This is a genomic window from Enterobacter cloacae complex sp. P13B (genome assembly GCF_014895915.1).
Taxonomy (GTDB): Bacteria; Pseudomonadota; Gammaproteobacteria; order Enterobacterales; family Enterobacteriaceae; genus Enterobacter; species Enterobacter bugandensis.
In genome coordinates this window covers 1-26,742 of the sequence record NZ_JADBQN010000028.1, presented here as the reverse complement: position 1 = coordinate 26,742, position 26,742 = coordinate 1, and the positions used below count along the sequence as shown (strand labels likewise).

Here is a 26,742-nt window from a genome sequence, read left to right as displayed (position 1 = left end):
CTATAGTAGTGACTATATTTTCATTAGTACTTTTTTATAAAGGAAAAAAAATAAATGTCTATACCAGCATATATGTGGCTTACCGATGAAAATAACTCACCTATAATGGGGGAGTGCTTAATGCCGACACGATTGGGTTCGACAGAACTTAAATCGTTCAATCATTCTGTATGGATCCCTACAGATTATAACACTGGAAAACTTACTGGTACGCGCCTACATGTTCCAATTACATTTGAAAAAGAGATAGATCGCCTCACTCCCTATTTATTCAGGGCGGTATGTCAGGGTAGAACACTTAAAACTGCTTTAATTAAAATGTACAGGATTAATGAAGCAGGAATAGAAGTAGAATACTTTAATATAAAGATGGAGAACGTAAAAATTACAAGGATTTCCCCCATTTTATTTCCAATAGGCGTTGCAAGTAAGCATATGGAAGAAATTGAAATTCGTTATGAATCTATAGAATGGATTTACTGTGATGGGAACATAATGTTCAAAGACTCATGGAATGAAAGAGCAGTAGCATAAAAGGACTCCAAAGAGTCCTTTTTCTGATGTGACCATACGTCTCTTTACTTGCAAACACAAAAACGGCAACCGAAGTTGCCGTTTTGCTTTTACCTTACAACTCAGTGAGCCGCTTCCGGCTTGTGCTTCGCTGCACTCTGGAAATCGTACGTCAGTTCGTTCTTCGCCTGGTCCAGCGCCACGGTCACCTGGCCGCCGTCCACCAGCGAGCCAAACAGCAGCTCGTTCGCAAGCGGTTTCTTCAGGTTGTCCTGAATCACGCGCGCCATCGGACGGGCGCCCATCGCACGGTCGTAGCCTTTCTCGGCCAGCCAGTTGCGGGCCTCCTGGCTCACTTCCAGCGACACGCCTTTCTGATCCAGCTGAACCTGCAGCTCGACGATGAACTTGTCTACGACCTGGTGGATCACTTCGGTAGACAGGTGATCGAACCAGATAATGTTGTCCAGACGGTTACGGAACTCCGGCGTGAAGATCTTCTTGATCTCCTCCATCGCATCGGTGCTGTTATCCTGGTGGATCAGGCCGATAGATTTGCGCTCGGTTTCACGTACCCCGGCGTTAGTGGTCATCACCAGCACCACGTTGCGGAAGTCCGCCTTGCGCCCGTTGTTATCGGTCAGCGTCCCGTTGTCCATCACCTGCAACAGGATGTTGAACACGTCCGGATGCGCTTTCTCGATTTCATCGAGCAGCAGGACCGCATGCGGATGCTTGATCACCGCGTCGGTGAGCAGACCGCCCTGGTCAAAGCCCACGTAGCCCGGAGGTGCACCAATCAAACGGCTGACGGTGTGACGCTCCATATACTCGGACATATCAAAGCGCAGCAGCTCAATGCCCAGCGCTTTGGAGAGCTGAACCGTCACCTCGGTTTTCCCCACGCCGGTCGGGCCGGCAAACAGGAAGGAACCAACAGGCTTGTGGTCATGCCCCAGACCAGCACGGGCCATCTTGATCGCTTCGGTTAAGGCCTCAATGGCTTTATCCTGACCAAAGACCAGCATTTTCAGGCGATTGCCGAGGGTACGCAGCGTATCGCGATCGCTCTGAGAAACGCTCTTCTCAGGTATACGCGCGATGCGGGCGACCACGGACTCGATATCCGCCACGTTAACGGTTTTCTTACGCTTGCTGGCCGGCATCAGGCGCGCACGCGCCCCGGCCTCATCAATCACGTCAATCGCCTTATCCGGCAGGTGACGGTCGTTGATGTATTTCACCGCCAGCTCCACCGCCGCACGCACCGCTTTCGCCGTGTAACGCACGTCGTGGTGCGCTTCGTACTTCGTTTTCAGGCCGTTGATGATCTGCACCGTTTCGTCAACCGACGGCTCGGTGACGTCGATTTTCTGGAAACGACGCGCCAGCGCGCGATCTTTCTCAAAAATGTTGCTGAACTCCTGGTACGTCGTGGAGCCCATCACGCGGATCTTGCCGCTTGAAAGCAGCGGTTTGATCAGGTTTGCCGCATCCACCTGGCCACCGGAAGCCGCACCTGCGCCGATGATGGTGTGGATCTCATCGATAAACAGGATGCTGTTGGTGTCCTGCTCCAGCTGTTTTAACAGCGCCTTGAAGCGTTTTTCAAAATCACCGCGGTATTTAGTGCCCGCCAGCAGCGAGCCAATATCCAGCGAGTAGATGGTGCAGTCGGCAATCACTTCCGGCACGTCGCCCTGCACAATGCGCCAGGCAAGACCTTCGGCAATCGCCGTTTTACCCACGCCTGACTCGCCCACCAGCAGCGGATTGTTCTTGCGGCGACGGCACAGCACCTGAATCGCACGCTCCAGCTCTTTATCGCGGCCAATCAGCGGGTCGATGCCGCCAACGCGAGCAAGCTGATTAAGGTTGGTGGTGAAGTTTTCCATACGATCCTCCCCGCCTGCTTGCTCTTCATTGTTATTGACCTGATTGCTGGAATCCGATGCCTGGTTAGGCTCGTCTTTGCGCGTTCCGTGAGAAATAAAGTTAACCACGTCGAGGCGGCTGACTTCGTGTTTGCGCAGCAGATAGGCAGCCTGTGACTCCTGCTCGCTGAAGATGGCGACTAAGACGTTTGCGCCAGTCACTTCGCTACGTCCGGAAGACTGGACGTGGAATACCGCGCGCTGCAACACGCGCTGGAAGCTGAGCGTCGGCTGCGTGTCGCGCTCTTCTTCACTGGCTGGCAGCACCGGTGTGGTTTGTTCGATGAAGGCTTCGAGTTCCTGACGTAGCGCCACCAGATCCACGGAGCAGGCTTCCAGCGCTTCGCGGGCAGATGGGTTGCTAAGCAGTGCGAGCAGTAAATGCTCGACGGTCATAAACTCATGTCGGTGCTCACGCGCTCTGGCGAAAGCCATGTTTAAACTGAGTTCCAGTTCTTGATTGAGCATAGGCACCTCCCCCAATTTTATGCCTTATCAGGCCTTTTCCAGCGTACACAGCAACGGATGCTCGTTCTCCCTCGCATAGTCGTTCACCATCGCCACTTTGGTTTCCGCCACTTCGGCGGTAAAAATGCCGCAGATAGCTTTGCCACGATAATGAACGGTAAGCATCAGTTGCGTTGCACGTTCTACATCATAAGAAAAGAACTTTTGTAGCACGTCAATAACAAATTCCATCGGCGTGTAATCATCGTTCATTAACATAACTTTATACATAGATGGCGGTTTTAGCGCGTCGCGCACTTTATCTTCCGCCAGCTGGTCAAAATCCAGCCAGTCGTTGGTCTTACCCATTTTGCATAACCACTTTGAATCTACCTCAGATGTTAGATAACAATCATCTATTACTGTCATCCGCGATGTCTGTCACAAACTGTTGCAATAGCGTTAACTGCTTCAAACTTTGGTTGATTATTGTCCCAACTCCAGCGCCAAACGCTTGACGACGTCTTTCGTTTATCTAAATTGTACAAGCGTGAGATGGCGAGGTTTTGAACAGCCCCCACTCCACCACCGGTTCATTCCATCTTAATTTATAAGATTTACGAAGGATGTCGAAGCATGGAAATGGGTACTGTTAAGTGGTTCAACAACGCCAAGGGGTTTGGCTTCATCTGCCCCGAAGGCGGCGGCGAAGATATCTTCGCTCACTATTCCACCATTCAGATGGATGGTTACAGGACGCTCAAAGCCGGGCAGTCCGTCCGGTTCGATGTACACCAGGGACCAAAAGGCAATCATGCAAGCCTAATCGTACCCGTTGAAGCAGAAACGGTTGCATAGCTCTCTGTTTTATTGTGTACATCACGCAGTCAAAATGCCAGCCCGATCGGCTGGCATTTTTATTTTCGGGTTATTCCCGAGCCAGCGCGTCCACAGGATCCAGCCGCGCCGCGTTGCGCGCGGGCAGCCAGCCAAACAAAATCCCGGTAAAGGTGGAACACAAAAACGCGGTAAGTATCGCCATCGGCGAGAAACCAATCTCCCAGCCGGGTAAGAAGAGCTGGAGCGCAAAGGCAATCATCATCGAGAGCGCAATGCCCATCGCGCCGCCCACCAGGCATACCAGCACCGCTTCAATTAAAAACTGCTGAAGCACGTCGCTGGCCCTTGCCCCGACCGCCATGCGGATGCCAATCTCCCGGGTGCGTTCAGTTACCGACACCAGCATGATGTTCATCACCCCGATACCGCCAACGACCAGCGAGATCACCGCCACCAGCGTCAGGAACAGCTGAAGAGTACGTGTGGTCTTTTCCGCCGTTTTCAAGAGGCCGTCCATATTCCAGGTGAAGAAATCCTTCTTCCCATGGCGCAACGTTAACAGCCGTTCCAGCTGCTGTTCCGCCAGCGCGCTGTCGTAGCCCTCCTTCACGCGCACGGTGATGGAGTTAAGCCACGACTGGCCCATAATCCGCCCGGAGATGGTGGTATACGGCAGCCAGACGCGCAGGATCTTGCTGCTGCCGAACATCGACTGCTTCTCTTCCGCCACGCCAATGACCGTGGCAGGCATGTTGCCAACGAGGATCACTTCGCCCACCACGTTCGCTTTATTGGGGAAAAGCTGCCTGCGCGAGTTGGCGTCCAGCACCACCACCTGCGCCCTCCCCGCAAGCTGCTCGGCGTTGAAGGTGGCGCCTTCGCTGAAGGTCATGCCGTAGACGTTGAAGTAGTCGCCGCTCACGCCGTTGGCGCTGGCCGCCACGTCGATGTTGCCGTAGCGCAGACGCAGGTTTTGCGAGACCGCAGGCGTGGCGGAGTTCACCCACGGCTGCTTCTGAATCGCCGCCAGATCGTCATACTTGAGCGCCTGCTGATACTGCGGCTCGTCGTCGCCGAAGTCTTTGCCGGGATAAACATCAATGGTGTTGGTCCCGATGGCGCGGATATCCGCCAGCACCAGCTGCTTGGCCGCGTCGCCCACCACCACAATCGATACCACCGAGGCAATACCGATAATGATGCCGAGCATGGTCAGCAGGGTGCGCATTTTGTTGGCCGCCATCGCCAGCCAGGCCATGGTCAGCGCTTCACGAAAGCCGCTGGAGAACTGCGCCCAGCCGGTCGACGCAGGCAGTGCTTCCTTCGGTGCCGCCGCGCGGGACTCACGCGGCGGCGGGTTGCTCACCAGCTCGCCGTCGTGGATCTCTATAATCCGTTCGGCCTGCGCCGCTACCTGCGGATCGTGGGTAACGATAATCACCGTGTGGCCCTGATCGCGCAGCTGGTGCAGGATCGCCATCACCTCTTCGCCGGAGTGGCTGTCGAGCGCCCCAGTCGGTTCATCCGCGAGGATCACCTGCCCGCCGTTCATCAGCGCGCGGGCAATACTCACGCGCTGCTGCTGGCCGCCGGACAACTGCGACGGCTGGTACTCCACCCGCTCCGCCAGCCCCAGACGCGTTAACAGCGCCTTCGCGCGCTCAAGGCGTTTCTTCCGCTCAACGCCCGCATACACCGCGGGAACCTCCACGTTCTGCGCCGCGCTCAGGTGAGAGAGCAAGTGGTAACGCTGGAAGATAAAGCCAAAGTGTTCCCGGCGCAGCTTCGCCAGCGCGTCGCCGTCCAGCGTCGAGACGTCCGTCCCGGCCACGCGGTACGTACCGCTGGTGGGTTTATCCAGACAGCCGAGAATGTTCATCAGCGTCGATTTACCGGAGCCCGATGCGCCTACAATCGCTACCATCTCGCCCGCCTCCACGCTCAGGGAGATGCCTTTCAGCACCTCTACCGGGCCGTCGCCGGACGGATAGCTGCGACGAATGTCCTTCAGCTCAAGCAGCGCGGTCATTTAGCGGCTCCGGGCAGGCTTTCGCTGATAACAACCTCCTCGCCCTCTTCCAGCCCTTTCTCCACCACCACGTCGGTGTCGTTGCGCGCGCCAATCACCACCTCGCGCTCGCGCGTTTCACCGTTGCGCAGCACTTTCACCTTGTAGCGATTGTCCCCGGCGGATTCACCCAGCGCGGAGAGCGGAACGGTCAGCACGTTCTTCACGCCGGTCAGCTGGATGTGCACCTGCGCGGTCATGTCCAGGCGCAGCACGCCCTTCGGGTTTGGCACTTCAAAACGCGCATAGTAGAAAATGGCGTCGTTAACCTTTTCCGGCGTCGGCAGAATGTCTTTCAGCACGCCCTCGTAGCGGGTCTGCGGATCGCCGAGTACGGTAAACCAGGCATTCTGCCCCGGCTTAAGATGGATCACGTCTGCCTCGGAGACCTGGGCCTTCACCAGCATGGTGCTCATGTCCGCCAGCGTCAGAATGTTTGGCGCTTGCTGGGCGGCAATCACCGTCTGGCCCTGCAGCGTGGTAATTTGCGTCACTTCCCCGGCCATCGGCGCGACGATCTTTGTGTAATCAAGATTGGTTTTCGCCGTATCCAGCGAGGCCTGATTACGCTTGATTTGCGCGTCGATCGTGCCAATCTGCGCCTGTTTCACCGCCAGTTCAGTCGCGGCGGTGTCTAAATCCTGTTTCGAGATAGCCTGGGTTTTCGCCAGCGCCTGCTGGCGGGTCAGCGTCACCTGCGCCAGGTTACGCTCTGCCTGCGCCTGCGCGCGCTGCGCGCGCAGCTCCATCAGCGTCGCTTCCACTTCGCGGATCTGGTTCTCAGCCTGCTCGGGATCGATAACGCCAAGCAGCTGGCCTTTTTTCACCTTGTCGCCAATCTCTACCGACAGCGTTTTCAGCTGGCCGCTGACCTGAGCGCCCACGTCAACTTTGCGCAGCGCATCAAGTTTGCCCGTCGCAAGGACATTTTGCTGCAGTTCACCCGGACGAACGATCAGCGTCTGGTACTGCGGCACAGGCGCGTTAAGCACCTGCCATAACCAGAATCCACCGGCTACAATCACCAGCGCCAGCAGCAGAAACAGCGTTCTGCGTTTTCCCTTGAGGTTCATAAATATTCCAAATAAATGTTCTGGCAATAATAAACGTTGATTCTATCTAAACGACTCCTTAACGAAACCCCTGTTCTCCGAAATCACCTTAATTTGTTTACAAGACGTTGATATTTCCCCTGCTGAAATAGCGGTATTCCAAAAGACTCAGGATTTATCATGTCTTCTATCGTCGATACACCTCTTCCAAACCTGACGCAGCCGACATCCGGCTGGCAGCTCTTCAAAAACCTGGCGTTCGGCAAGATCGCGCCCGGCCTTGCATGGCAGAACCCCGCCTATCGCCGTAAGTTCATGCTGCGTTCTCTGGCGACGCCCGTGAGCACGTCTCGCCTGTTAACAAACCTCGCTAAGCAGCCGCGTCTGATGCAGATGCTGCAGGTGCAGCCCGGTCTGCCGTGTCGGCTGCATCGTCCCTGGCTGACGGTGAAGATGAATCGCCAGCACGCGCTGGAATCCCTGAACTGGCACTATCAGGCCATGAGCCGCCAGCTCCCGACCACGCTCCTGAAGGGCTATCTTTCGACGCAGGGGACTACACTGCTGACCTTAACCGGGAAAGATGAACAGCAATTTACCGTCCGCCTGTGTGCCGATGCGTTCCTGGATAAAGAGGGAGAGGCCACCCTCACCTTCTGCGACGTTCAGAATACGGTGCTGGCGGAGCTAACCTTTACGCTCTGCCAGTTTGAAGGAAAATCGACGCTGTTCATCGGCGGTTTGCAGGGGGCGAAAGCGCATGTTCCCCATGAGCTGATCCAGAAAGCGACGAAGGCCTGCCACGGTCTGTTCCCGAAACGCCTGCTGGTTGAAGCCGCCATGACGTTCGGCGCCGCATTCCCGGTCGCGCAGATTGTTGCCGTCAGTAATGCCACCCATATTTATCGCAGCTGGCGCTACCGCAAGAAAAAAGAGGGAAAACTGCTGGCCGATTACGACGGCTTCTGGAGTTCCCTCGGTGGGGAAAAACAGGAGAGCGGCCACTTTATGCTGCCGCTTGCCATGCCGCGTAAACCCGTAGAAGAGATCGCGAGCAAAAAACGCGCCGAATACCGTCGCCGCTACGCGCTGCTGGATAGCCTGATTCAGCAGGTGAAACAGGCGACCGAACGTTAATCCGCCCTTCCGCGTGCCAGCCACAGCACGCGGGAGAACATTTTCCGCAGCAGGGTCGGAACCGCCTCTACGCCCCGCCTTCCCGCTTCCGTCGCCACTTCAATGGCTAAGTCCGGTTTCGACGAACGGTGAATCGCTTTGGCGATCACGCGCCGCATGTTCATCGGGACGTCGACCGGCACCATCGCAATGCGGTGGAATACGTCGTCAAAGCCCTGACGGTACATAAAATGCTCCATGTCCATCGCGGGCAGCATCGTTAAATGATCCCGTTCTTCTTCCCGCTCGTTGTTCAGCAGGCTGCGCACGGTTGAGGCATATTTTTTCCCCGCCTCGTCGCCGTCCACCAGCACATGCCATTCAATTCCCATTCGGCGGGCAAATTTTATCAGCGGTTTTAATCCCGACTGGGCAAATTCGATCACCTTAATACCTTCGGCATCAAAATGGTGGCCGCACTGGCGCGCCAGTTCGTTGATGACCCAGGTCTCCGTTTCCCCCTCCACCAGCAGCCAGCAGCGGGCGAAGAGCGACGAGGCGCGATTAAAGCGTATATGAAACGCGATTCGCCGTCCGTCTTCGGCGTTCATCCCACCGGGCCCGAGGCGGTATGCGGATACGCGGGAGGACTCGCGTACCAGACGGCAGATGTGCTCCACCGGCGTCAGCGATAGCAGCTCACCGGAGTTGGTGGTGGTAATCCGCTGGAGCGGCAGCAGATTCAGCAGGTGCCACGCCACGGAGAGCATGATGGGGTGCAGGCGCGTTTCCGGATCTTCCACCAGCAGTAGCGGGCGGGCATCCCGGTCAAGACGCACGGTGCCCTTCGCCTGCAGAAGCGTTGAAAACAGCCCCAGCAAAATCACCCGATGGGTACGCCCGCCGGGCCGGTCGATCATCCGGTTGATGATGTCGAGATAGCGCCAGCTGCGCTGTTCATCATGAGAACGGCGGCGCATCAAACGATGGCGCGACTCCGAGGTGCCCTGCTCGGAAAAATAGTGCTCCAGCAGTTGCACCATCGCCGACAGCCCCTGACGAATTTGACCATCGGTGAGGTTTTGCGGACGCGACACCAGCTCTCGCGCCAGGAAATCCAGCTCGCGGGCGGTGACTTCCACCTCCGGCATATTTGGTACGGTGCCGTTACGAATACGGCGCATAAAGCGCGCATCGCGCAGGCGTAACACCGGCGTCAGGCGGATAAGGTGACGCGCCAGATCGTCGATATTCTCCAGCGGTATCGGGTTGGCTTTCTCATCGAGGAATTCACGCAGGGTCAGTACCCCCTCGTTTTCCGCCATTTCACCTTCCAGCCGATAGAAAATCCGGTGGAAACCGTCGTCGCAGGGCACCCAGCAGGGCGACAGCGGGCGGAAGCGACGCACGCGGTGACGGCCGGGTTCAGATTCACGGAACGTCAGGATGATATGCAGGTGCTTCTCGCGGCCCGCGATATCGCCGGGCGGGAACCAGAAATCATCGTGGACGAAGTGATACAGCTTGTCTTCGGGTGAAAGCAGCAGCGTCAGCGCATCAAGCAGGCTGGACTTACCCCACGCGTTCTCGCCGATCAGGACGTTGTTCTGCTCCAGCTGCAGCGACAGGCGGTTAATACCGCGAAACCCGACAATTTCCACACGTTCGAGAAGCATAAATCCCCCGCGAAATGATCACTTTTTCCTTTAAGTTATCAGCAGTATAGCGGCAGGAACCCTGGCACGACAGCAGAACATTCACCCTTGCGGGATTTGAACTATGCTCTATTTACCGCTGATTTGAACAAGGATTGACATCACATTGCCTTAAATCAAATTAACCGAATTTATTTAAGTGGCGAAGGGATGTTGTTGGTTTTTAAAATACGGGCTCTTTGAGTCGTCATCCCTTTATGGCGATATATCCCGCGCGCGGGAAAACGCGTGGAAAATTATTTTGAGGTGGTTATGTTTAGAAAATTGGCAGCAGAATGCTTTGGTACATTCTGGCTGGTATTTGGTGGCTGCGGTAGCGCCGTTCTGGCAGCAGCATTCCCGGAATTAGGTATTGGTTTTGTCGGCGTCGCGCTGGCCTTTGGCTTAACCGTATTAACCATGGCTTTCGCCGTGGGGCATATTTCCGGCGGTCATTTTAACCCGGCGGTGACATTAGGCTTATGGGCGGGCGGGCGTTTCCCGGCGAAAGAGGTTATTGGCTACATCGTGGCGCAGGTGGTTGGCGGTATTATTGCGGCGGGCGTGCTGTACGTCATTGCCAGCGGTAAAGCAGGCTTTGACGCGGCGGCCAGCGGCTTCGCCTCTAACGGCTTTGGCGAACACTCTCCGGGCGGTTATTCCATGCTTTCTGCCATTGTAATTGAAATTGTACTGACCGCAGGCTTCCTGCTGGTGATCCACGGTGCAACCGACAAACACGCGCCTGCAGGCTTCGCGCCCATCGCTATTGGTCTGGCGCTGACGCTGATCCACCTGATCTCCATTCCGGTGACCAACACCTCCGTTAACCCGGCGCGCAGCACCGCCGTCGCCATTTTCCAGGGCGGCTGGGCGCTTGAGCAGCTGTGGCTGTTCTGGGTGATGCCGATCGTCGGCGGTATTCTGGGTGGCGTGCTGTACCGCACTCTGCTGGAAAAACGCGATTAATCTTTCCCTCCCTCTCCCCGTGGGAGAGGGCCGGAGTGAGGGCAACAGGCCGCACCCCCACATAGACACAAGCCGGGTAAGGCGTAGCCGCCGCCCGGCTTTCTTTTGCCGCTTTACTGAGCAGCCTTTATTGGGTAGTGTCTCTGGCGCTTAACAGAAACTCAAAAGGACCGGCTGTTCATGTTTTCAGGACTCCTCATTATTCTGCTGCCCCTGATTGTGGGCTATCTTATTCCGCTGCGTCATGAATCGGCCTTAAAGCTTATTAACCGTTTTCTCAGCTGGATTGTTTACGTCATTCTGTTCTTTATGGGGATCAGCCTGGCCTTCCTGGATAATCTGGCGACAAATTTACTTTCCATCCTGCATTATTCTGCGGTCACCATGGTGGTTATTTTGCTCTGCAATATTGCCGCCCTGCTGTGGCTGGAACGCGCTATTCCGTGGAAAAATAATCACCACCAGGAAAAGCTTCCCTCCCGAATTGCAATGGCGCTGGAATCATTAAAGCTCTGCGGCGTCGTGGTGCTTGGATTTCTTCTGGGCCTTACCGGATGGACATTTTTGCAGCACGCGACGGACGCCAGCGAATATACCCTGATCTTCCTGCTGTTCCTGATTGGTATTCAGCTGCGAAATAACGGTATGACGCTGAAACAGATCGTCCTGAACCGTCGGGGAATGATCGTTGCCGTTATGGTTGTCGCCAGCTCCATGGTCGCGGGCGTGATTAATGCCTTTATTCTCGATCTGCCGCTAAAAACCGGCCTGGCGATGGCCTCCGGGTTTGGCTGGTACTCCCTCTCCGGTATTCTGCTGACCGAATCCTTCGGCCCGGTGATCGGCAGCGCCGCCTTCTTTAACGATCTGGCGCGAGAGCTGATTGCCATCATGCTGATCCCGGGTCTGGTTCGCCGCAGCCGCTCGACGGCATTGGGCCTGTGCGGCGCCACGTCGATGGACTTTACCCTGCCGGTCCTCCAGCGTTCGGGCGGACTGGAGATGGTGCCCGCAGCCATCGTTCACGGCTTTATTTTGAGCCTGCTGGTTCCCGTCCTGATGGCGTTTTTCTCTGCCTGATACCTCTGTGGCGGTAGGGCTCCTGCCGCCAAAATTGCGCTAAATCAATCTCCCTCTATTTTGTCGCAGAAAGCTCTTTTCACCGTTCTGGCACAGGCATACCCTTAAACATGTATATTAAATATAACTTTTACAGGTGTGATTATGTTTTGTGTGCAATGTGAACAAACCATCCGTACCCCGGCAGGCAACGGCTGCTCTTACGCGCAGGGTATGTGCGGTAAAACCGCAGAAACATCAGACCTGCAGGATCTGCTGATAGCCGCCCTGCATGGTCTTTCCGCCTGGGCCTTCAAAGCCCGTGAATACGGCATCGTCGACCATTACGTCGACAGCTTCGCGCCGCGCGCGTTTTTCTCCACGCTGACTAACGTCAACTTCGATTCTCCGCGCATCGTCGGCTATGCCCGCGAAGCGATTGCCCTGCGCGCAGCTTTAAAAGCGCAGTGCCTGAATGCCGATACCAGTGCCCGCGTGGACAATCCAATGGCGGAGCTTCAGCTGGTGAGCGACGACCTCGGCGAGCTACAGCGCCAGGCCGCAGAATTTACCCCTAATAAGGACAAAGCGGCGATTGGCGAGAACATCCTCGGCCTGCGTCTGCTGTGCCTGTACGGCCTGAAAGGTGCAGCGGCCTATATGGAACACGCGCACGTTCTCGGGAAGTCAGATAACGACATTTACGCCCAGTACCACAAAATTATGGCGTGGCTCGGCACCTGGCCTTCCGACATGAATGCCCTGCTCGAGTGCGCAATGGAAATCGGCCAGATGAACTTCAAGGTCATGAGCATTCTGGATGCCGGTGAAACCAGCACCTACGGTCATCCGACCCCGACGCAGGTCAACGTCAAAGCGACCGAAGGCAAATGCATCCTGATTTCCGGCCACGACCTGAAAGATCTCTACAACCTGCTGAAGCAGACCGAAGGCACCGGCGTTAACGTCTATACCCACGGCGAAATGCTGCCCGCCCACGGCTACCCGGAACTGCGCAAGTTCAAGCATCTGGTGGGTAACTACGGCAGCGGCTGGCAGAATCAGCAGGTAGAGTTCGCCCGCTTCCCTGGCCCTATCGTGATGACCTCAAACTGCATCATCGACCCTACGGTGGGCGCGTATGACGACCGCATCTGGACCCGCAGCATCGTCGGCTGGCCGGGCGTGAGCCACCTTGGAGGCGACGATTTCGGTCCGGTTATCGAGCAGGCGCAGCAGATGGCGGGCTTCCCGTACAGCGAAATCGAACATCTGATCACCGTCGGCTTCGGTCGCGAAACGCTGCTGGGTGCGGCAGATTCTCTGATTGACCTCGTCAGCCGTGAAAAGCTGCGCCACATCTTCCTCGTTGGGGGATGCGACGGCGCGCGCGGCGAGCGTAACTATTTCACCGATTTCGCCACCAGCGTGCCGGATGATTGCCTGATCCTGACCCTGGCGTGCGGTAAATACCGTTTCAACAAGCTGGACTTCGGCAACATCGAAGGCCTGCCGCGCCTGATTGATGCAGGCCAGTGCAATGATGCTTACTCGGCCATCATTCTGGCGGTCACGCTGGCGGAAAAACTCGGCTGCGGCGTCAACGATCTGCCGCTGTCCCTGGTGCTCTCCTGGTTCGAGCAGAAAGCGATTGTCATCCTGCTTACCCTGCTCTCTTTGGGCGTAACCAACATCGTGACCGGCCCGACGGCGCCAGGCTTCCTGACGCCGGACCTGCTGGCGGTGCTGAACGAGAAATTCGGTCTGCGTTCCGTGACCAATGTTGAAGATGATATGAAGCAACTGCTGAGCGCGTAAGGAGCGATTCATGACCATGCCAACCTCACAATGTCCGTGGCGGATGCAGGTTCATCACATCCATCAGGAGACGCCGGATGTGTGGACGCTGTCGCTGCTCTGCCACGACTACTATCCGTACCGTGCGGGCCAGTATGCGCTGGTCAGCGTTCGCAACTCGGCGGACACGCTTCGCGCCTATACGATCTCCTCCACGCCGGGCGTGAGCGAGTACATTACGCTCACTATCCGCCGCATTGATGACGGCACAGGCTCCCAGTGGCTGACCCGTGACGTGAAGCGCGGGGATTACATCTGGCTGTCTGACGCGCAGGGAGATTTCACCTGTGACGACAAGGCAGACGATAAATTCCTGCTGCTGGCGGCGGGCTGCGGCGTAACGCCGATCATGTCGATGCGCCGCTGGCTGGCGAAGAACCGCCCGCAGGCCGACGTGCAGACAATCTTCAGCGTGCGCTCTCCGGAAGATGTGATTTTTGTCGAGGAGTGGCGTGATTATCCGGTGACGCTGGTGGCGGAACACAACGCGACCCACGGTTTTGTGCCCGGTCGCCTGAGCCGCGAGCTGCTGCAAAGCGTGCCGGACATTGCGAACCGTACCGTGATGACCTGCGGCCCGGCGCCGTACATGGATATCGTGGAGAAAGAAGTTAGAGCGCTTGGCGTGACCCGCTTCTTCAAAGAGCAGTTCTTCACGCCGGTGGCGGAAGCGGCAACCAGCGGGATTCAGTTCACCAAACTGCAGCCCGCACAGACCTTCTTTGGTCGCGTGGGCACCACGCTCCTGGAAGCGCTGGAAAGCAACAAGGTGCCGGTAGTCGCGGCCTGCCGTGCGGGCGTGTGCGGCTGCTGTAAAACGAAAGTGGTTTCCGGGGAATATACCGTCACCAGCACCATGACGCTGTCCGACGCGGAAATTGCCGAGGGTTACGTGCTGGCGTGCTCGTGCCACCCGCAGGGGGATCTGGTCCTCGCATAAGCAATAAACGTTCGATCGTAGGCCTGGTAAGCGCTAGCGCCACCGGGCTTTTTTGCCGGGTGGCACTGCGTTTACCCGGCCTACGTTGTGCATGCTGCATGTTCGGCGGTGAACAGATTGACCGTGCATTTTCACGGCTGTCGGAAATTCTAAGCTGCCTGTACGGCAGTGAACCAGATTGTGTTACTGGAGCGCTGCATTTCTCCTTTCTAAGCTGCCTGTACGGCAGTGAACTCTTGCTCCACAGAGCCAGTAATCTGGTACGTGTTTCTAAGCTGCCTGTACGGCAGTGAACCCGTCGAGCAATGCGATCGTTTGGGAGAGACTTTTCTAAGCTGCCTGTACGGCAGTGAACCTGGTCAGCCTCCCAGTTTTGGTGCGCCAGAATTTCTAAACTGCCTGTACGGCAGTGAACGATTTCTTAGAACGGAAATCAACTATATAACATTTCTAAGCTGCCTGTACGGCAGTGAACCGTTAAACTGGCTCTTTAGCGCGAAGAATGTCTTTCTAAGCTGCCTGTACGGCAGTGAACACCGGCAGCCACTCCGGCAGCGGGGCGTCGTCTTTCTAAGCTGCCTGTACGGCAGTGAACTGGAACAATCTACACCTATCACCTTGTCAGATAAAGAATTCCCCTAAAAAATACCCCTTAAACCCTTTTTTCATCACAAATAATTCCGCTTAATAAAATCAAAGACTTAAAAACCACCAATAAAAAAAGTCCAGAGACCCTTATATTTTCAGTACCCAGCTTTATTGCCACGCAGGCGCTTTCCCTAACGCAAACCGCCCTGCCCCTAAACACGCCACCGCCAGCGAGCCAACAAAGAAGTACACCAGACTTTCAATCGCCCATGCCCCAACCTTATCGAGCGCGAACGTTTCACCCACTCCCACCATCAGCCATGCCACGATCATCGTAAACGCCAGCACCAGCGCGGCCGGGCGCGTAAAGAGCCCGACAATAATCAGGATCGGTGCCACCACTTCGCCAATCAACACGCCGTAGGCAATAAATCCCGGCAGCCCTTTCTCTACCAGCATGCCGCTGATAAAGCCCACGCCACCAAACAGCTTATGCAAACCGTGAAAAAGCATCAGCCCACCGACGGCAAGTCGTAACAAGAGTTTGCCGAGATCGTCGCACGATAGCTTTTCATTAACAGCAATTAACAATGATTTAACCATTTGAAATGATTCCTGTTTTCACTGAGACATCACCAGATTATGCCGAAGCGTGGCGCGTGAAAAGCACCTTTTAAATGGGGGGATTTGACGGGCAATACAGTGACTTTCTTCTAAGCTTGTAAGCGATATCACAAAAAGGAGACGGACAACCATGAAACAAACCGTGGCAGCATATATAGCGAAAACGCTCGAACAGGCTGGCATAAAACGTATCTGGGGCGTGACCGGCGATTCCCTGAACGGGCTCAGCGACAGCCTGAACAAGATGAAAACCATCGAATGGATGCCGACCCGTCATGAGGAGGTCGCTGCCTTCGCCGCCGGTGCCGAAGCGCAGCTCACAGGAAAACTGGCCGTGTGTGCAGGCTCGTGCGGGCCTGGCAACCTGCATCTGATCAACGGCTTGTTCGACTGCCACCGTAATCACGTGCCGGTGCTGGCGATTGCCGCCCATATCCCCTCTTCCGAAATCGGCAGCGGCTATTTTCAGGAGACGCATCCGCAGGAGCTGTTCCGTGAATGCAGCCACTACTGCGAGCTGGTTTCATCCCCGGAGCAGATCCCGCAGGTGCTGGCGATCGCCATGCGCAAAGCCGTACTAAACCGTGGCGTTTCCGTGGTCGTCATCCCGGGAGACGTGGCGCTTAAGGCTGCACCCGAAGGGGCCAGCACCCACTGGTATCACGCCCCGCAGCCGGTGGTAACGCCAGCCGAAGAGGAGCTGAAAAAGCTGGCGCAGCTGCTGCGCTACTCCAGCAATATCGCCCTGATGTGCGGCAGCGGCTGTGCGGGCGCGCATAAAGAGCTGCTGGAATTTGCCGGAAAGCTTAAAGCGCCGATCGTCCACGCCCTGCGCGGCAAAGAGCACGTCGAATACGATAACCCGTACGATGTGGGCATGACCGGGCTGATCGGTTTTTCCAGCGGCTTCCACACCATGATGAACGCCGACACGTTGATCCTGCTCGGCACCCAGTTCCCGTACCGCGCGTTCTACCCGACGGATGCCAAAATCATTCAGATTGATATCAACCCGGCCAGCATCGGCGCGCACAGCAAGGTCGATATGGCGCTTATCGGCGATATTAAATCCACCCTTGCCGCCCTGCTGCCGCTGCTGGAAGAGAAAACCGACCGCAAATTCCTCGATAAAGCGTTGAGCGATTATCGCGACGCGCGCAAGGGGCTGGACGATCTCGCCAAACCGAGCGACAAAGCCATTCATCCGCAGTATCTGGCGCAGCAGATCAGCCATTTTGCGGACGACGACGCTATTTTTACCTGCGACGTCGGCACGCCCACCGTCTGGGCGGCGCGCTACCTGAAGATGAACGGCAAACGTCGCCTGCTCGGCTCGTTCAACCACGGCTCAATGGCCAACGCCATGCCGCAGGCGCTGGGGGCAAAAGCGACGGCACCGGAGCGTCAGGTCGTGGCGATGTGCGGCGACGGCGGGTTCAGCATGCTGATGGGGGATTTCCTGTCGGTGGTGCAGATGAAGCTTCCGCTGAAAATCGTGGTCTTTAACAACAGCGTGCTGGGCTTCGTGGCGATGGAGATGAAGGCCGGGGGCTATCTCACGGATGGCACCGAGCTGCACGACACCAACTTTGCCCGCATCGCAGAAGCGTGCGGCATCACCGGTATTCGCGTGGAGAAAGCCTCAGAGGTGGATGAAGCCCTGCAGCGCGCCTTCTCCATCGACGGTCCGGTACTGGTTGACGTCGTCGTCGCCAAAGAAGAGCTGGCGATCCCGCCGCAGATCAAGCTGGAACAGGCCAAAGGTTTTAGCCTCTATATGCTGCGCGCCATCATCAGCGGGCGCGGTGACGAAGTGATCGAACTGGCAAAAACCAACTGGCTCAGGTAAAACGTTTCGCATGACCTCTTAAAATAAAGGGATGTGAAATGATTGATTTGCGTAGTGATACCGTTACCCGCCCGAGCCGCGCCATGCTCGAAGAGATGATGGCCGCCCCGGTCGGGGACGACGTCTACGGCGATGACCCGACGGTCAACGAACTGCAGCGCTATGCGGCAGAGCTGAGCGGCAAGGAGGCCGCGCTGTTCCTGCCGACCGGCACGCAGGCTAACCTCGTGGCGCTGCTCAGCCACTGCGAGCGCGGCGAAGAGTATATCGTCGGCCAGGGTGCGCATAACTACCTGTACGAAGCTGGCGGCGCGGCGGTGCTCGGTAGCATTCAGCCGCAGCCGATTGACGCCGCGCCGGACGGCTCCCTGCCGCTGGATAAAGTCGCGGCAAAAATCAAAGCTGACGATATTCACTTCGCCCGCACCCGGCTGCTCAGCCTCGAAAACACCCACAACGGTAAAGTGCTGCCGCGCGAATACCTGAAAGCAGCGTGGGCGTTTACCCGCGAGCGCAACCTCGGCCTGCACGTCGACGGCGCGCGCATCTTTAACGCCGTGGTGGAGTATGGCTGCGAGCTGAAGGACATCACCCAATATTGCGACTCGTTCACCATTTGCCTCTCGAAAGGGCTGGGCACGCCGGTGGGTTCGCTGCTGGTCGGCAGCGCAGACTACATCAAGCGCGCCAACCGCTGGCGTAAGATGACCGGCGGCGGCATGCGTCAGGCGGGCATTCTGGCGGCTGCGGGACTGTACGCATTAAAAAATAACGTGGCGCGCCTCAAGGACGATCATGACAACGCCGTGTGGATGGCAACGCAGCTGCGCGAGATCGGCGCGGACGTGATGCGTCACGACACCAACATGCTTTTTGTGCGCGTGGGAGACGAGCACGCCGCTGCGCTGGGTGAATTTATGAAAGCGCGTGGCGTGCTGATCAACGCCTCCCCGGTCGTGCGCCTGGTGATGCATCTCGACGTGAGCCGCGAACAGCTGGCGGACGTGGTGAAACACTGGCAGGCGTTTTTACAGCGTTAAGGAGCATCACGTGCCGCAACGTATTCTGGTGCTTGGCGCCAGCGGATATATCGGTCAGCACCTCACTACTGCATTAAGCCAGCAGGGGCATCAGGTGCGGGCAGCGGCACGCAATACCGAGCGCCTGCAAAAGCTTGGTTTGCCTGGCGTGACCTGTCACAACGTCGATCTCAACTGGCCGAAGGAACTCCCCGCGCTGCTGGAAGGGGTCGACACGCTTTACTACCTGGTCCACAGCATGGGCGAAGGCGGGGATTTTATCGCCCACGAGCGGCAGGTGGCGATGAACGTCCGCGATGCCCTGCTGCAAACCCCGGTTAAGCAGGTGATTTTTTTAAGCTCGCTCCAGGCGCCCGAACACGAGCAGTCCGACCATCTGCGCGCCCGCCAGCTGACGGCAGACACGCTGCGCGGGGCGAATATTCCCGTCACCGAACTGCGCGCCGGGATCATCGTCGGCGCGGGTTCCGCGGCCTTCGAAGTGATGCGCGATATGGTCTACAACCTGCCGGTGCTGACCCCGCCGCGCTGGGTGCGCTCGCGCACCACGCCGATTGCGCTGGAGAATTTGCTCCACTATCTGGTGGCCCTGCTGGATCACCCGGCAGAGCAACACCGCGTGCTGGAGGCGGCAGGCCCGGAAGTGCTCAGCTATCAGGAGCAGTTCGAACATTTCATGCGCGTCAGCGGACGCCGCCGCTGGCTGATCCCCATCCCCTTCCCGACCCGCTGGATATCGGTGTGGTTTTTGAATGTGATCACCTCGGTTCCCCCGACGACTGCCAAAGCACTGATCCAGGGGCTAAAACACGATTTGCTGGCGGACGATCGTGCGCTGCGCGCATTAATCCCCCAGGCGTTGATCCGCTTTGACGACGCGGTGCGGCATACGCTGAAAGAAGAAGAGAAGCTGGTGAACTCCAGCGACTGGGGCTACGACGCGCAGGCCTTTGCCCGCTGGCGCCCTGAGTACGGCTATTACCCGAAACAGGCGGGCTGCACGGTAAAAACCTCTGCCAGCCTTCACGCGCTGTGGGAGGTGGTGAACCAGATCGGCGGCAAAGAGCGCTATTTCTTCGGCAATATCCTCTGGCAGACGCGCGGTGCGATGGATCTGCTGGTCGGTCACCGGCTGGCGAAAGGCCGCCCGGCGCATCCGTATCTTAAGCCAGGCGATGCGGTCGACAGCTGGAAGGTGATCGTCGTCGAGCCGGAAAAACAGCTGGCGCTACTGTTCGGCATGAAGGCGCCGGGGCTGGGGCGGCTCTGCTTTACGCTCAAGGACAAAGGCGACCATCGGGAACTGGACGTTCGCGCCTGGTGGCACCCACACGGGATGCCGGGTCTGTTCTACTGGCTGTTTATGATCCCCGCCCATCTGTTTATCTTCCGGGGAATGGCAAAACGCATTGCGCAACTGGCAGAACAAAAGACGAAAATAAGTTAATAAAACCCTCTTTCTTTCACCTTTCCCATTGCAACACATCGTAATTCACGAAAGAATGCGCACGAAATTCTTTTCAACACAGTGGATTGATATGAAGGTACTGGTTACCGGGGCGACCAGCGGCTTAGGCCGAAATGCGGTCGAATTTCTGCGCAACAAGGGCATCAGCGTCAGGGCCACCGGTCGCAACGAAGCGATGGGGAAACTGCTGCAAAAAATGGGCGCGGAGTTCGTCCATGCCGACCTGACGGAGCTGGTCTCCTCGCAGGCGAAGGTGATGCTCGCCGGTATCGACACGCTGTGGCACTGCTCCAGTTTTACCTCCCCGTGGGGAACCCAGGAAGCCTTCGATCTCGCCAACGTGCGCGCCACGCGTCGTCTGGGCGAATGGGCCGTCGCCTGGGGCGTGCGTAACTTTATCCATATCTCCTCCCCGTCGCTCTATTTTGATTATCACCACCATCGCGACGTGCAGGAAGACTTCCGCCCTGCTCGCTTTGCCTGCGAGTTTGCCCGCAGCAAGGCGGCCAGCGAAGAGGTGATCGACCTGCTGGCGCAGTCAAACCCGCATACCCGTTTTACCGTCCTGCGCCCGCAAAGCCTCTTCGGACCGCACGACAAAGTGTTTATTCCGCGTCTGGCGCAGATGATGCACCACTACGGCAGCGTGCTGCTGCCGCGCGGCGGCGATGCGCTGGTGGACATGACCTATTACGAAAATGCCGTCCACGCCATGTGGCTGGCAAGCCAGCCGGACTGCGATAAGCTTATCTCCGGTCGCGCCTATAACATCACCAACGGTGAACCGTGCACGTTGCGCAGCATCGTGCAGCGGCTGATTGATGAACTGCAGATCGACTGCCGTATCCGTTCCGTGCCCTACCCGATGCTGGACATGATCGCCCGCAGCATGGAGCGTTTTGGCAGTAAATCCGCCAAAGAGCCCGCGCTGACGCACTACGGCGTATCGAAGCTTAACTTTGATTTTACGCTGGATATCACGCGCGCGGAGACTGAGCTGGGGTATAAGCCGATTGTGACGCTGGATGAAGGCATTGTGCGCACGGCGGCGTGGTTACGGGATCACGGGAAGTTGCACCGCTAGCCTTTTTGCCCGGTGGCGGCTTCGCCTTACCGGGCCTACATCTCCTCGCCCCTCCGGGGAGAGGGGAAAGTGCAGATACTAAAACGGCAACCTTTCGGTTGCCGTTTGCTTTTACAGAGCCGTCCAGGCATCAGCCCATGCCAGACCTGCGCCTGGTTCATAGTATGCCGGGGAGTTGTTACACCAGCCGCTGTACGGGAACGGTTTGCACTGGAACAGTTTACCGTGGTTGTTCACGATATCACCTGCGTTGTACTTGCTGTTCGCGCTCCACGCCTGGTAAGCACCTTCGTCACCTGATGGCGTTGCCGCTTTCGCTTTCACGTTCAGCAGGTAAGTGGTGGTATTGCTCAGCTCGCCATCGCTGACGGTCAGGCTGATTTCAATCTGCTGCGCCGTTGCGGACTCAGGCGCCTTGAAGGTCACCACCGCTTTATCTTCGCCGGTCACAGTCTGGCCATCCTGAGAATGCCAGGTGTAGGTCAGCTTGTTGCCGTCCGCGTCGGTAGAGCCTTCTGCGCTCAGAGATACCTGCGCGCCCGCTTCAACGGCACCGATTGGGCCTGAAATCTGCGCAACCGGCGCGTGGTTCACCGCAACAGGTTCAGCAGGGGTTTCATCCGGCGTTGGCGCTGGGGTCGGCGTGACGTCTTCAGAAGGCGTTGGCGTTGGTGTGACCGGGGTTTCGTCCGGCTTCACCGCAGAACCGTCGTCATTCACGATATTCACGTTATAGAACTTCTGCACGCACTTGGTGTAGTCGCCCTCTTTGAACGCGCTGAACGGCGTCTGGTAGCCCACCAGCTGGCACGCATAGGTTGAACCGTTTGGCGTATCCGGGCTCCATCCCCAGTCCTGTTCCCAGTAAATCTTCAGGGCACCGGCACCGTATTCGTCGAACTGCTTCATGTTGGCGCAGCCCAGCACTTCATTGGCCGGAACAGGCACTTTCAGGTAGTTCGCGAACTCTTTGTAGTACTTGATACGGTTCTGAGACTGAGCGATTTCAGTCGGGCCGCCGCACTCTACGCCGCCGTTGATGATCTGGGTGGTCACGCCGAAGCCAGGGACCAGACCGTTGGCTTTATCATGATCGTTCGGCTGCCACGTGCCGTCGATAACCTGCAGCATGCTTGGTTTTGGCGGCTGCGGGTAGGCGAAGAAGAAGATCGCGCTCGCCAGGTTCAGCCAGGTATCCGCCACCAGCTCAGGTTTATCCAGCAGGGTACGCACGTCGCCGTACATTGCTTCGGAGAACGGACCGTAGTTGTAGTTGTAGGACAGCTGCTTCGCGCCGCGACCGAAGTAGCTCAGGAAGTCGCCGTCTTTATCCTTACCGCACGGCCAGGTCTGGCCCTGCCATACTTTCGGGTCACATTCGCCGTTATAGCCGCCCTTTTGGCCTTCGCTCCAGCCCATTTCACGCACGTGGACCAGCGCCTGACGCCACTCGGCTTCCGGACGCCAGCTTTCGTGGCCGCCGGTTTCCTGGGCAAAGTGGGCAAACATGGTGGCCAGCTCTTTGCGGCAGATCGCATCGCTGTCGCGACCGTCGTTATAGGTCTTACACAGCGCCGGGAATTTACCTACGGCTTTCAGGAAGTTGCTGTAGGTATAGGCCTGAGCGCGCAGCGGGAAGAGATAATCCCAGTCGCTGGCCTTCACGATCCCTTCCACGCGCTTAACGTTGTCCGGGTTCGCCGCACGGCCTGGCTCAATCATTTCGACCTGCGCGTTATCAAGGGTCTGAATCGTCTCTTTAACGGAGGTCATCAGCGGGAAGTTAGTGAGCTCCTGCTCTTTCTTCGCCAGATCGCTGGCTTTCATGGTGTACGGCTCGCCGGTGGTCGCCTGCAAAGAGGCAGCCTGCGCCATAAAAGGTGCAACGCAAGCACCAGCAACAAGTACACTCAGTAACGTCCTTTTGTTCATTTCAATATTCCTGTTTCGTTAAGATTAAAAAAAGAATCCCGGTTTATGTATTAATCCATTAATAAATAAACCACAGACAGCTGTTTTCACTTTTCGAAGAACACCAAAAGGAATTCTTCAAAAATAAAAAACGTTAATAACGCGCTGCTAATTTCAATTCCTGATATTTTTTCCAGACTTTGTGTGCATACATCATACGCTGCGGATAGTTCTCTCTTTTTAATCCGGCGTTATAAGCCCCTACTGCTTCCCAGTTATAACCGTAGACCTTAATCATGTTTGAGAGAATCGACGCTCCCACCATAATTGAGGTACAGGGTTCGGCCATCAACCGATACTCATCAATGCCTTTTCTCTCAAGCTCCGTAAAGTGTGAGCTGTTTATTTGCATTAATCCGACATCGCGTGTGCCATCATGATTTTGCCCAACCGCATACGGGTTCATCCCCGATTCAACGTTAGCGATGGCGTACAGCAAATAAGGATCGACATGATAATAGTGCGCGGCGTTATTCCAACAGTTTGCCAGTGCGCCGTGGCTTATTATCAATAATAACAAGATGAACTTTTTCATTTTTACCTGCTGACATTTTCGGTTATTTCTCCTGGCCAACATCCTGTAAAATGAAGTTTGAATTGCTCCCCCCAATAAGGGGGAGCATTTATTGGGCTAGATTATTTGCAGTCTGTTGCTGCGCCTTCTTTTACCCATACATCGCTGTTAGCCGGGTTATCACCACGGGTCCACCATTTGGCACGGTAAACGCTGCCCTGGTAAGTGGTGGTATCACCGCCGTTATAGACCAGGTCAGAACGCCAGTTCATCTTCACGTTGCTCACCAGTTCCCATGCATCCACACCAAAGCCAGGCTGGTTGCCCTGCGTCCAGTACTTCGCTTTCCACACCAGATGGTCGAAGCTTACGGTATCGCCATTGTTGTAGATTTTGCTGGCATCCCACGCAGCATATTTGCTGGCGTTAGCATCGACAGGCGCGTCGCAGCTACCGGTTGCAGAACCTTCGTCAGATGGCGGAGTCACATCATCAGCCGGAGGGGTCACATCGTCAGCCGGAGGGGTCACCTCATCAGCCGGTGGCGTTACGTCAGCCGGTTTTGGATTCACAGTCACCTGCACGTTAGACTGCACGCTGGTTTTACCATCCGTCACAACAACGCTCAGCGTGTAAGAAGAGGTATTGTTCACCTCTGGCGCAGTGATGCGAACGTTAGCAGTATCGGTACCCGTTGCGTTCATATCAGCCGGTACGCTCCAGCTGTAGGTCAGCGCATCGCCATCAGGATCGGAGGCTTGTGCATGCAGAGAAATCGCTTCACCGGATTCAACGGTAACGGATTCCATGGCATTGATCACCGGAGCCTGGTTGGCCTTAGGCGCTTTGTTCACTACCTGTACGTCGATAGCGTTGCTCAACCCTTTCGCGTCGGTCACGGTCAGGCGGAACACCAGGTTCTGATCGCTGGTCACGGCCGGTACGCTGAAGCTGGCTTTCGCTTTGGTGCTGTTCGCCAGGGTCACGGTGGCGCCGGAAACCTGCGTCCATTTATAGGTCAGCGCATCGCCGTCCTGGTCGCTGGAGGCTGAGCCATCGAGCGTGACAGTCGCCGGGCCCGTTACCGTCATGTCGGTTGCAGAAGCGACCGGCGCATGGTTGGTTACAACCGGCTCAACAGGCGTAGAGCTGCCGCCCAGCAGGCTTTCGTTCATGGCATTCAGGATATCGCCGTTATCGGATTCGATAGACCATGCGAACAAACCACCCAGGTTTTTGTTCAGCACGTATTTGCCTTTCGCATTGACGGAACGGGCGTTATCGTATGTCACCAGCTCACCGGTGGATTTGTTGAACACGTACGGCGCTTCTGCTGCTTCGTCGTATTTGTATTCCCAGCCTGGTTTGCCCAGCATCTGGTTTACAATCTGACGGTAGTCAACAATACCGTTTTCCCATGTCCCTTTGATTGGACCCGTCGCGGTACCGGTGAATGGATTGTCACCCGTGTAACCGTGAACGCCGGTCCAGCCGCGGCCATACATGCCCGCACCGACGACGATCTTGCCAGGCTGAACGCCCTGCGCCAGCATCTCTTTCACTGCGTTATCGGTGGTGTAGTTGGTATCTGGTTTCCAGGACGCACCGTACAGCGCGGTCTGGTGACCCAAATCGGTATTACTCCACGCACCGTAGAAGTCGTAGCTCATCAGGAAGATATGGTCGATGTACTGCTGTGCGGTGTTGTAGTCCACGTCTTCGATCTTATCTTTACCTGCACCGATTGCCGTGGTCAGCTCGTAGGTACGGCCAGTTTCCGCAGACAGCTCGTTCAGCATCTGACGCAGGTCATGCATCAGCGCGGTGTAAGTCGCTTTGTCGGTCTGCGGGTTACCCAGCTTGGCGTTCTCACCGCCGCCGCCCGGGAATTCCCAGTCGATATCCACACCGTCGAATACTTTCCAGGTGGTCAGGAAGTCTTTAACGGACGCAACGAAGCGGTCGCGCAGCACTTTGTTATCCATCTGATAGAACGGGTCAGACAGAGTCCAGCCGCCTACGGATGGCAGGATTTTCAGATCAGGATGGGCTTTTTTCATCGCCATCAGCTGGCCGTAGTTGCCTTTGTACGGGTCGTCCCAGTTGCTTACGCCCTGCTGAGGTTTTTGCAGCGCAGCCCACGGGTCGTGGATCGCCACGGTGTAGTCCTGGCGGCCCTGACAGGCGCGTTTCAGAGACTCCAGCGCGCCGGAGGATTTGGCGCTGTCGTTAATGCCGTCGCCGCCACAGATTGGAATGAAGCCGTACAGCAGGTGGTTAATGTTCGCGACAGGAATTTTGTCTGCCGAGAAGTTACGGTCGTACACGCCCCACTCAGGGAAGTAAGCGCCAACCACTTTATCGGTGTGCTGCGCGAACGCTTTGTTGTTTTCCAGCAGCGGGGTGTTCAGAGGAAGCAGGTGGCTACCGTCGGTGTCCGCCACGATGATCAGCTTGCTGGCGCTCTTGGTGCAGCCGCTGTCGTTACACAGCTCAACCTGCTCCTGATAGCGTCCGCCTTTCTTCACTTTAAAGGTCGCAGAGCCTGCGGCACTACCCGCACCGGTCCAGACGGTTTTGCCGTCCAGCAAAACTTTTGCAGACGTTGGGGCATCGCCGCTCCAGACGTTCCACTCCACCTTCACGTCAACGCCATCTTTATGCACTTTGATGAGGTTGTTGTAGTCCTGTGCCGCCTGATCCACCTCTACCAGCGCAAACTTATCATTGCCTGATGTAATTGACGGTGTACCCGGCGCCGCTGCAAATACTGAGCTTGTTGCGGCTGCAACAAAAAGCGCCAGATATTTAGGCTTCATAAATTTCATTTTTTATTTCCTGATAAATTTATTCGTAACGTAATAATCCATGTCTTCCTTGAGAGCATGGAGTCTATTTGCGTAATGCGTATTTAACCAACCTGAAAACCGTGACAAAAAACGTCTTGCTGCGTTGTATTCCTCCATAAAAAGATACAAGCCCAAATTCCGTGTAGCTTATATCTTTTACGATACACTGAGCGCAAAGAGACATCCTTCTCTTCCACCGTCAAAAAAACTTATAAAAAAACTTGACCTGTATATTTAAAATATGAAAGCTAACTGCTGTCCAATAA

20 protein-coding genes and 1 CRISPR repeat array are annotated in these 26,742 nt (G+C 56.4%); of the genes, 11 read left to right on the top strand and 9 right to left on the bottom strand.

Annotated features, from left to right (window positions below; genetic code table 11):
• Positions 1-54 precede the first annotated feature (54 nt).
• Positions 55-534 carry a type VI secretion system tube protein TssD gene (locus IM273_RS13175; RefSeq protein ID WP_045261787.1) on the top strand — a complete coding sequence of 160 codons (480 nt, stop codon included), beginning with the start codon at positions 55-57 and terminating at the stop codon, positions 532-534.
• Positions 535-635: 101 nt separating this feature from the next.
• On the opposite strand, the gene clpA is transcribed toward IM273_RS13175, so the two are convergent.
• A complete protein-coding gene (gene clpA, locus IM273_RS13170) occupies positions 636-2,915 on the bottom strand; it encodes an ATP-dependent Clp protease ATP-binding subunit ClpA (protein WP_028012550.1) in 2,280 nt (759 codons plus the stop codon).
• Between the two features lie 27 nt (positions 2,916-2,942).
• The gene (gene clpS, locus IM273_RS13165) at positions 2,943-3,263 is read right to left on the bottom strand and encodes an ATP-dependent Clp protease adapter ClpS (RefSeq protein ID WP_006174393.1); all 321 of its coding nucleotides are present in this window, start codon (positions 3,261-3,263) and stop codon (positions 2,943-2,945) included.
• 267 nt (positions 3,264-3,530) lie between these two features.
• Between clpS and cspD the strand changes: the two genes are divergently transcribed.
• A complete protein-coding gene (cspD, locus tag IM273_RS13160) occupies positions 3,531-3,752 on the top strand; it encodes a cold shock-like protein CspD (RefSeq protein WP_006809408.1) in 222 nt (73 codons plus the stop codon).
• Between the two features lie 70 nt (positions 3,753-3,822).
• Here the strand turns inward: cspD and macB are convergent, their stop codons facing one another.
• The gene (gene macB, locus IM273_RS13155; protein ID WP_041910640.1) at positions 3,823-5,763 is read right to left on the bottom strand and encodes a macrolide ABC transporter ATP-binding protein/permease MacB; all 1,941 of its coding nucleotides are present in this window, start codon (positions 5,761-5,763) and stop codon (positions 3,823-3,825) included.
• Positions 5,760-6,875, bottom strand: a complete 1,116-nt coding sequence (macA, locus tag IM273_RS13150) for a macrolide transporter subunit MacA (protein ID WP_028012548.1) — start codon at positions 6,873-6,875, stop codon at positions 5,760-5,762. Before macA ends, macB begins: the two co-directional genes overlap by 4 nt.
• A 159-nt stretch (positions 6,876-7,034) precedes the next feature.
• On the opposite strand from macA, the gene IM273_RS13145 reads away from it, so the two are divergent.
• Positions 7,035-7,991 (top strand): VirK/YbjX family protein, encoded by a 957-nt coding sequence (locus tag IM273_RS13145; RefSeq protein ID WP_193050398.1) that lies wholly within the window; start codon positions 7,035-7,037, stop codon positions 7,989-7,991.
• Here the strand turns inward: IM273_RS13145 and IM273_RS13140 are convergent.
• The gene (locus tag IM273_RS13140) at positions 7,988-9,646 is read right to left on the bottom strand and encodes an ATP-dependent endonuclease (RefSeq protein WP_041910643.1); all 1,659 of its coding nucleotides are present in this window, start codon (positions 9,644-9,646) and stop codon (positions 7,988-7,990) included. The genes IM273_RS13145 and IM273_RS13140 overlap by 4 nt on opposite strands.
• Positions 9,647-9,937: 291 nt before the next feature.
• Here IM273_RS13140 and aqpZ point away from each other — a divergent pair, with 291 nt between their 5' ends.
• From aqpZ to hcr, 4 genes are all read left to right on the top strand, one after another.
• Entirely contained in the window at positions 9,938-10,633 is a 696-nt protein-coding gene (aqpZ, locus tag IM273_RS13135; RefSeq protein ID WP_028012545.1) for an aquaporin Z, read from the top strand.
• 180 nt (positions 10,634-10,813) lie between these two features.
• Positions 10,814-11,713: a lysine exporter LysO family protein gene (locus tag IM273_RS13130; RefSeq protein ID WP_193050396.1), complete on the top strand. Its 900-nt coding sequence runs from the start codon at positions 10,814-10,816 to the stop codon at positions 11,711-11,713.
• 144 nt (positions 11,714-11,857) lie between these two features.
• On the top strand, positions 11,858-13,510 hold the full coding sequence (hcp, locus tag IM273_RS13125) for a hydroxylamine reductase (RefSeq protein ID WP_193050394.1): 1,653 nt from the start codon (positions 11,858-11,860) through the stop codon (positions 13,508-13,510).
• A gap of 10 nt (positions 13,511-13,520) precedes the next feature.
• Entirely contained in the window at positions 13,521-14,489 is a 969-nt protein-coding gene (gene hcr / locus IM273_RS13120; RefSeq protein WP_193050393.1) for an NADH oxidoreductase, read from the top strand.
• 86 nt (positions 14,490-14,575) lie between these two features.
• Positions 14,576-15,084: a CRISPR direct-repeat array (repeat unit 28 nt; unit sequence TTTCTAAGCTGCCTGTACGGCAGTGAAC).
• 161 nt (positions 15,085-15,245) lie between these two features.
• On the opposite strand, the gene IM273_RS13115 is transcribed toward hcr, so the two are convergent.
• Entirely contained in the window at positions 15,246-15,680 is a 435-nt protein-coding gene (locus tag IM273_RS13115; protein WP_126817698.1) for a DoxX family protein, read from the bottom strand.
• A 151-nt stretch (positions 15,681-15,831) separates the two neighbouring features.
• Here IM273_RS13115 and poxB point away from each other — a divergent pair, with 151 nt between their 5' ends.
• The 4 genes from poxB to IM273_RS13095 all read left to right on the top strand — a co-directional run bounded on the left by poxB (position 15,832) and on the right by IM273_RS13095 (position 21,142).
• The gene (gene poxB, locus IM273_RS13110) at positions 15,832-17,550 is read left to right on the top strand and encodes a ubiquinone-dependent pyruvate dehydrogenase (RefSeq protein WP_193050391.1); all 1,719 of its coding nucleotides are present in this window, start codon (positions 15,832-15,834) and stop codon (positions 17,548-17,550) included.
• 38 nt (positions 17,551-17,588) lie between these two features.
• Positions 17,589-18,590 carry a low-specificity L-threonine aldolase gene (gene ltaE / locus IM273_RS13105; RefSeq protein ID WP_193050389.1) on the top strand — a complete coding sequence of 334 codons (1,002 nt, stop codon included), beginning with the start codon at positions 17,589-17,591 and terminating at the stop codon, positions 18,588-18,590.
• A gap of 10 nt (positions 18,591-18,600) precedes the next feature.
• Positions 18,601-20,037 (top strand): SDR family oxidoreductase, encoded by a 1,437-nt coding sequence (locus IM273_RS13100; RefSeq protein WP_045261794.1) that lies wholly within the window; start codon positions 18,601-18,603, stop codon positions 20,035-20,037.
• A 91-nt stretch (positions 20,038-20,128) separates the two neighbouring features.
• The gene (locus tag IM273_RS13095; protein ID WP_028012536.1) at positions 20,129-21,142 is read left to right on the top strand and encodes an NAD(P)-dependent oxidoreductase; all 1,014 of its coding nucleotides are present in this window, start codon (positions 20,129-20,131) and stop codon (positions 21,140-21,142) included.
• 111 nt (positions 21,143-21,253) lie between these two features.
• Here the strand turns inward: IM273_RS13095 and IM273_RS13090 are convergent, their stop codons facing one another.
• The 3 genes from IM273_RS13090 to IM273_RS13080 form a co-directional block, all read right to left on the bottom strand.
• Positions 21,254-23,074, bottom strand: a complete 1,821-nt coding sequence (locus IM273_RS13090; RefSeq protein ID WP_193050387.1) for a chitinase — start codon at positions 23,072-23,074, stop codon at positions 21,254-21,256.
• Between the two features lie 133 nt (positions 23,075-23,207).
• Positions 23,208-23,648 carry a type III secretion system invasion protein IagB gene (gene iagB, locus IM273_RS13085; protein WP_048959679.1) on the bottom strand — a complete coding sequence of 147 codons (441 nt, stop codon included), beginning with the start codon at positions 23,646-23,648 and terminating at the stop codon, positions 23,208-23,210.
• A gap of 101 nt (positions 23,649-23,749) precedes the next feature.
• Complete coding sequence (locus tag IM273_RS13080; protein ID WP_193050385.1) at positions 23,750-26,455, bottom strand: glycosyl hydrolase family 18 protein; 2,706 nt, start codon at positions 26,453-26,455, stop codon at positions 23,750-23,752.
• Between the last annotated feature and the right edge of the window lie 287 nt (positions 26,456-26,742).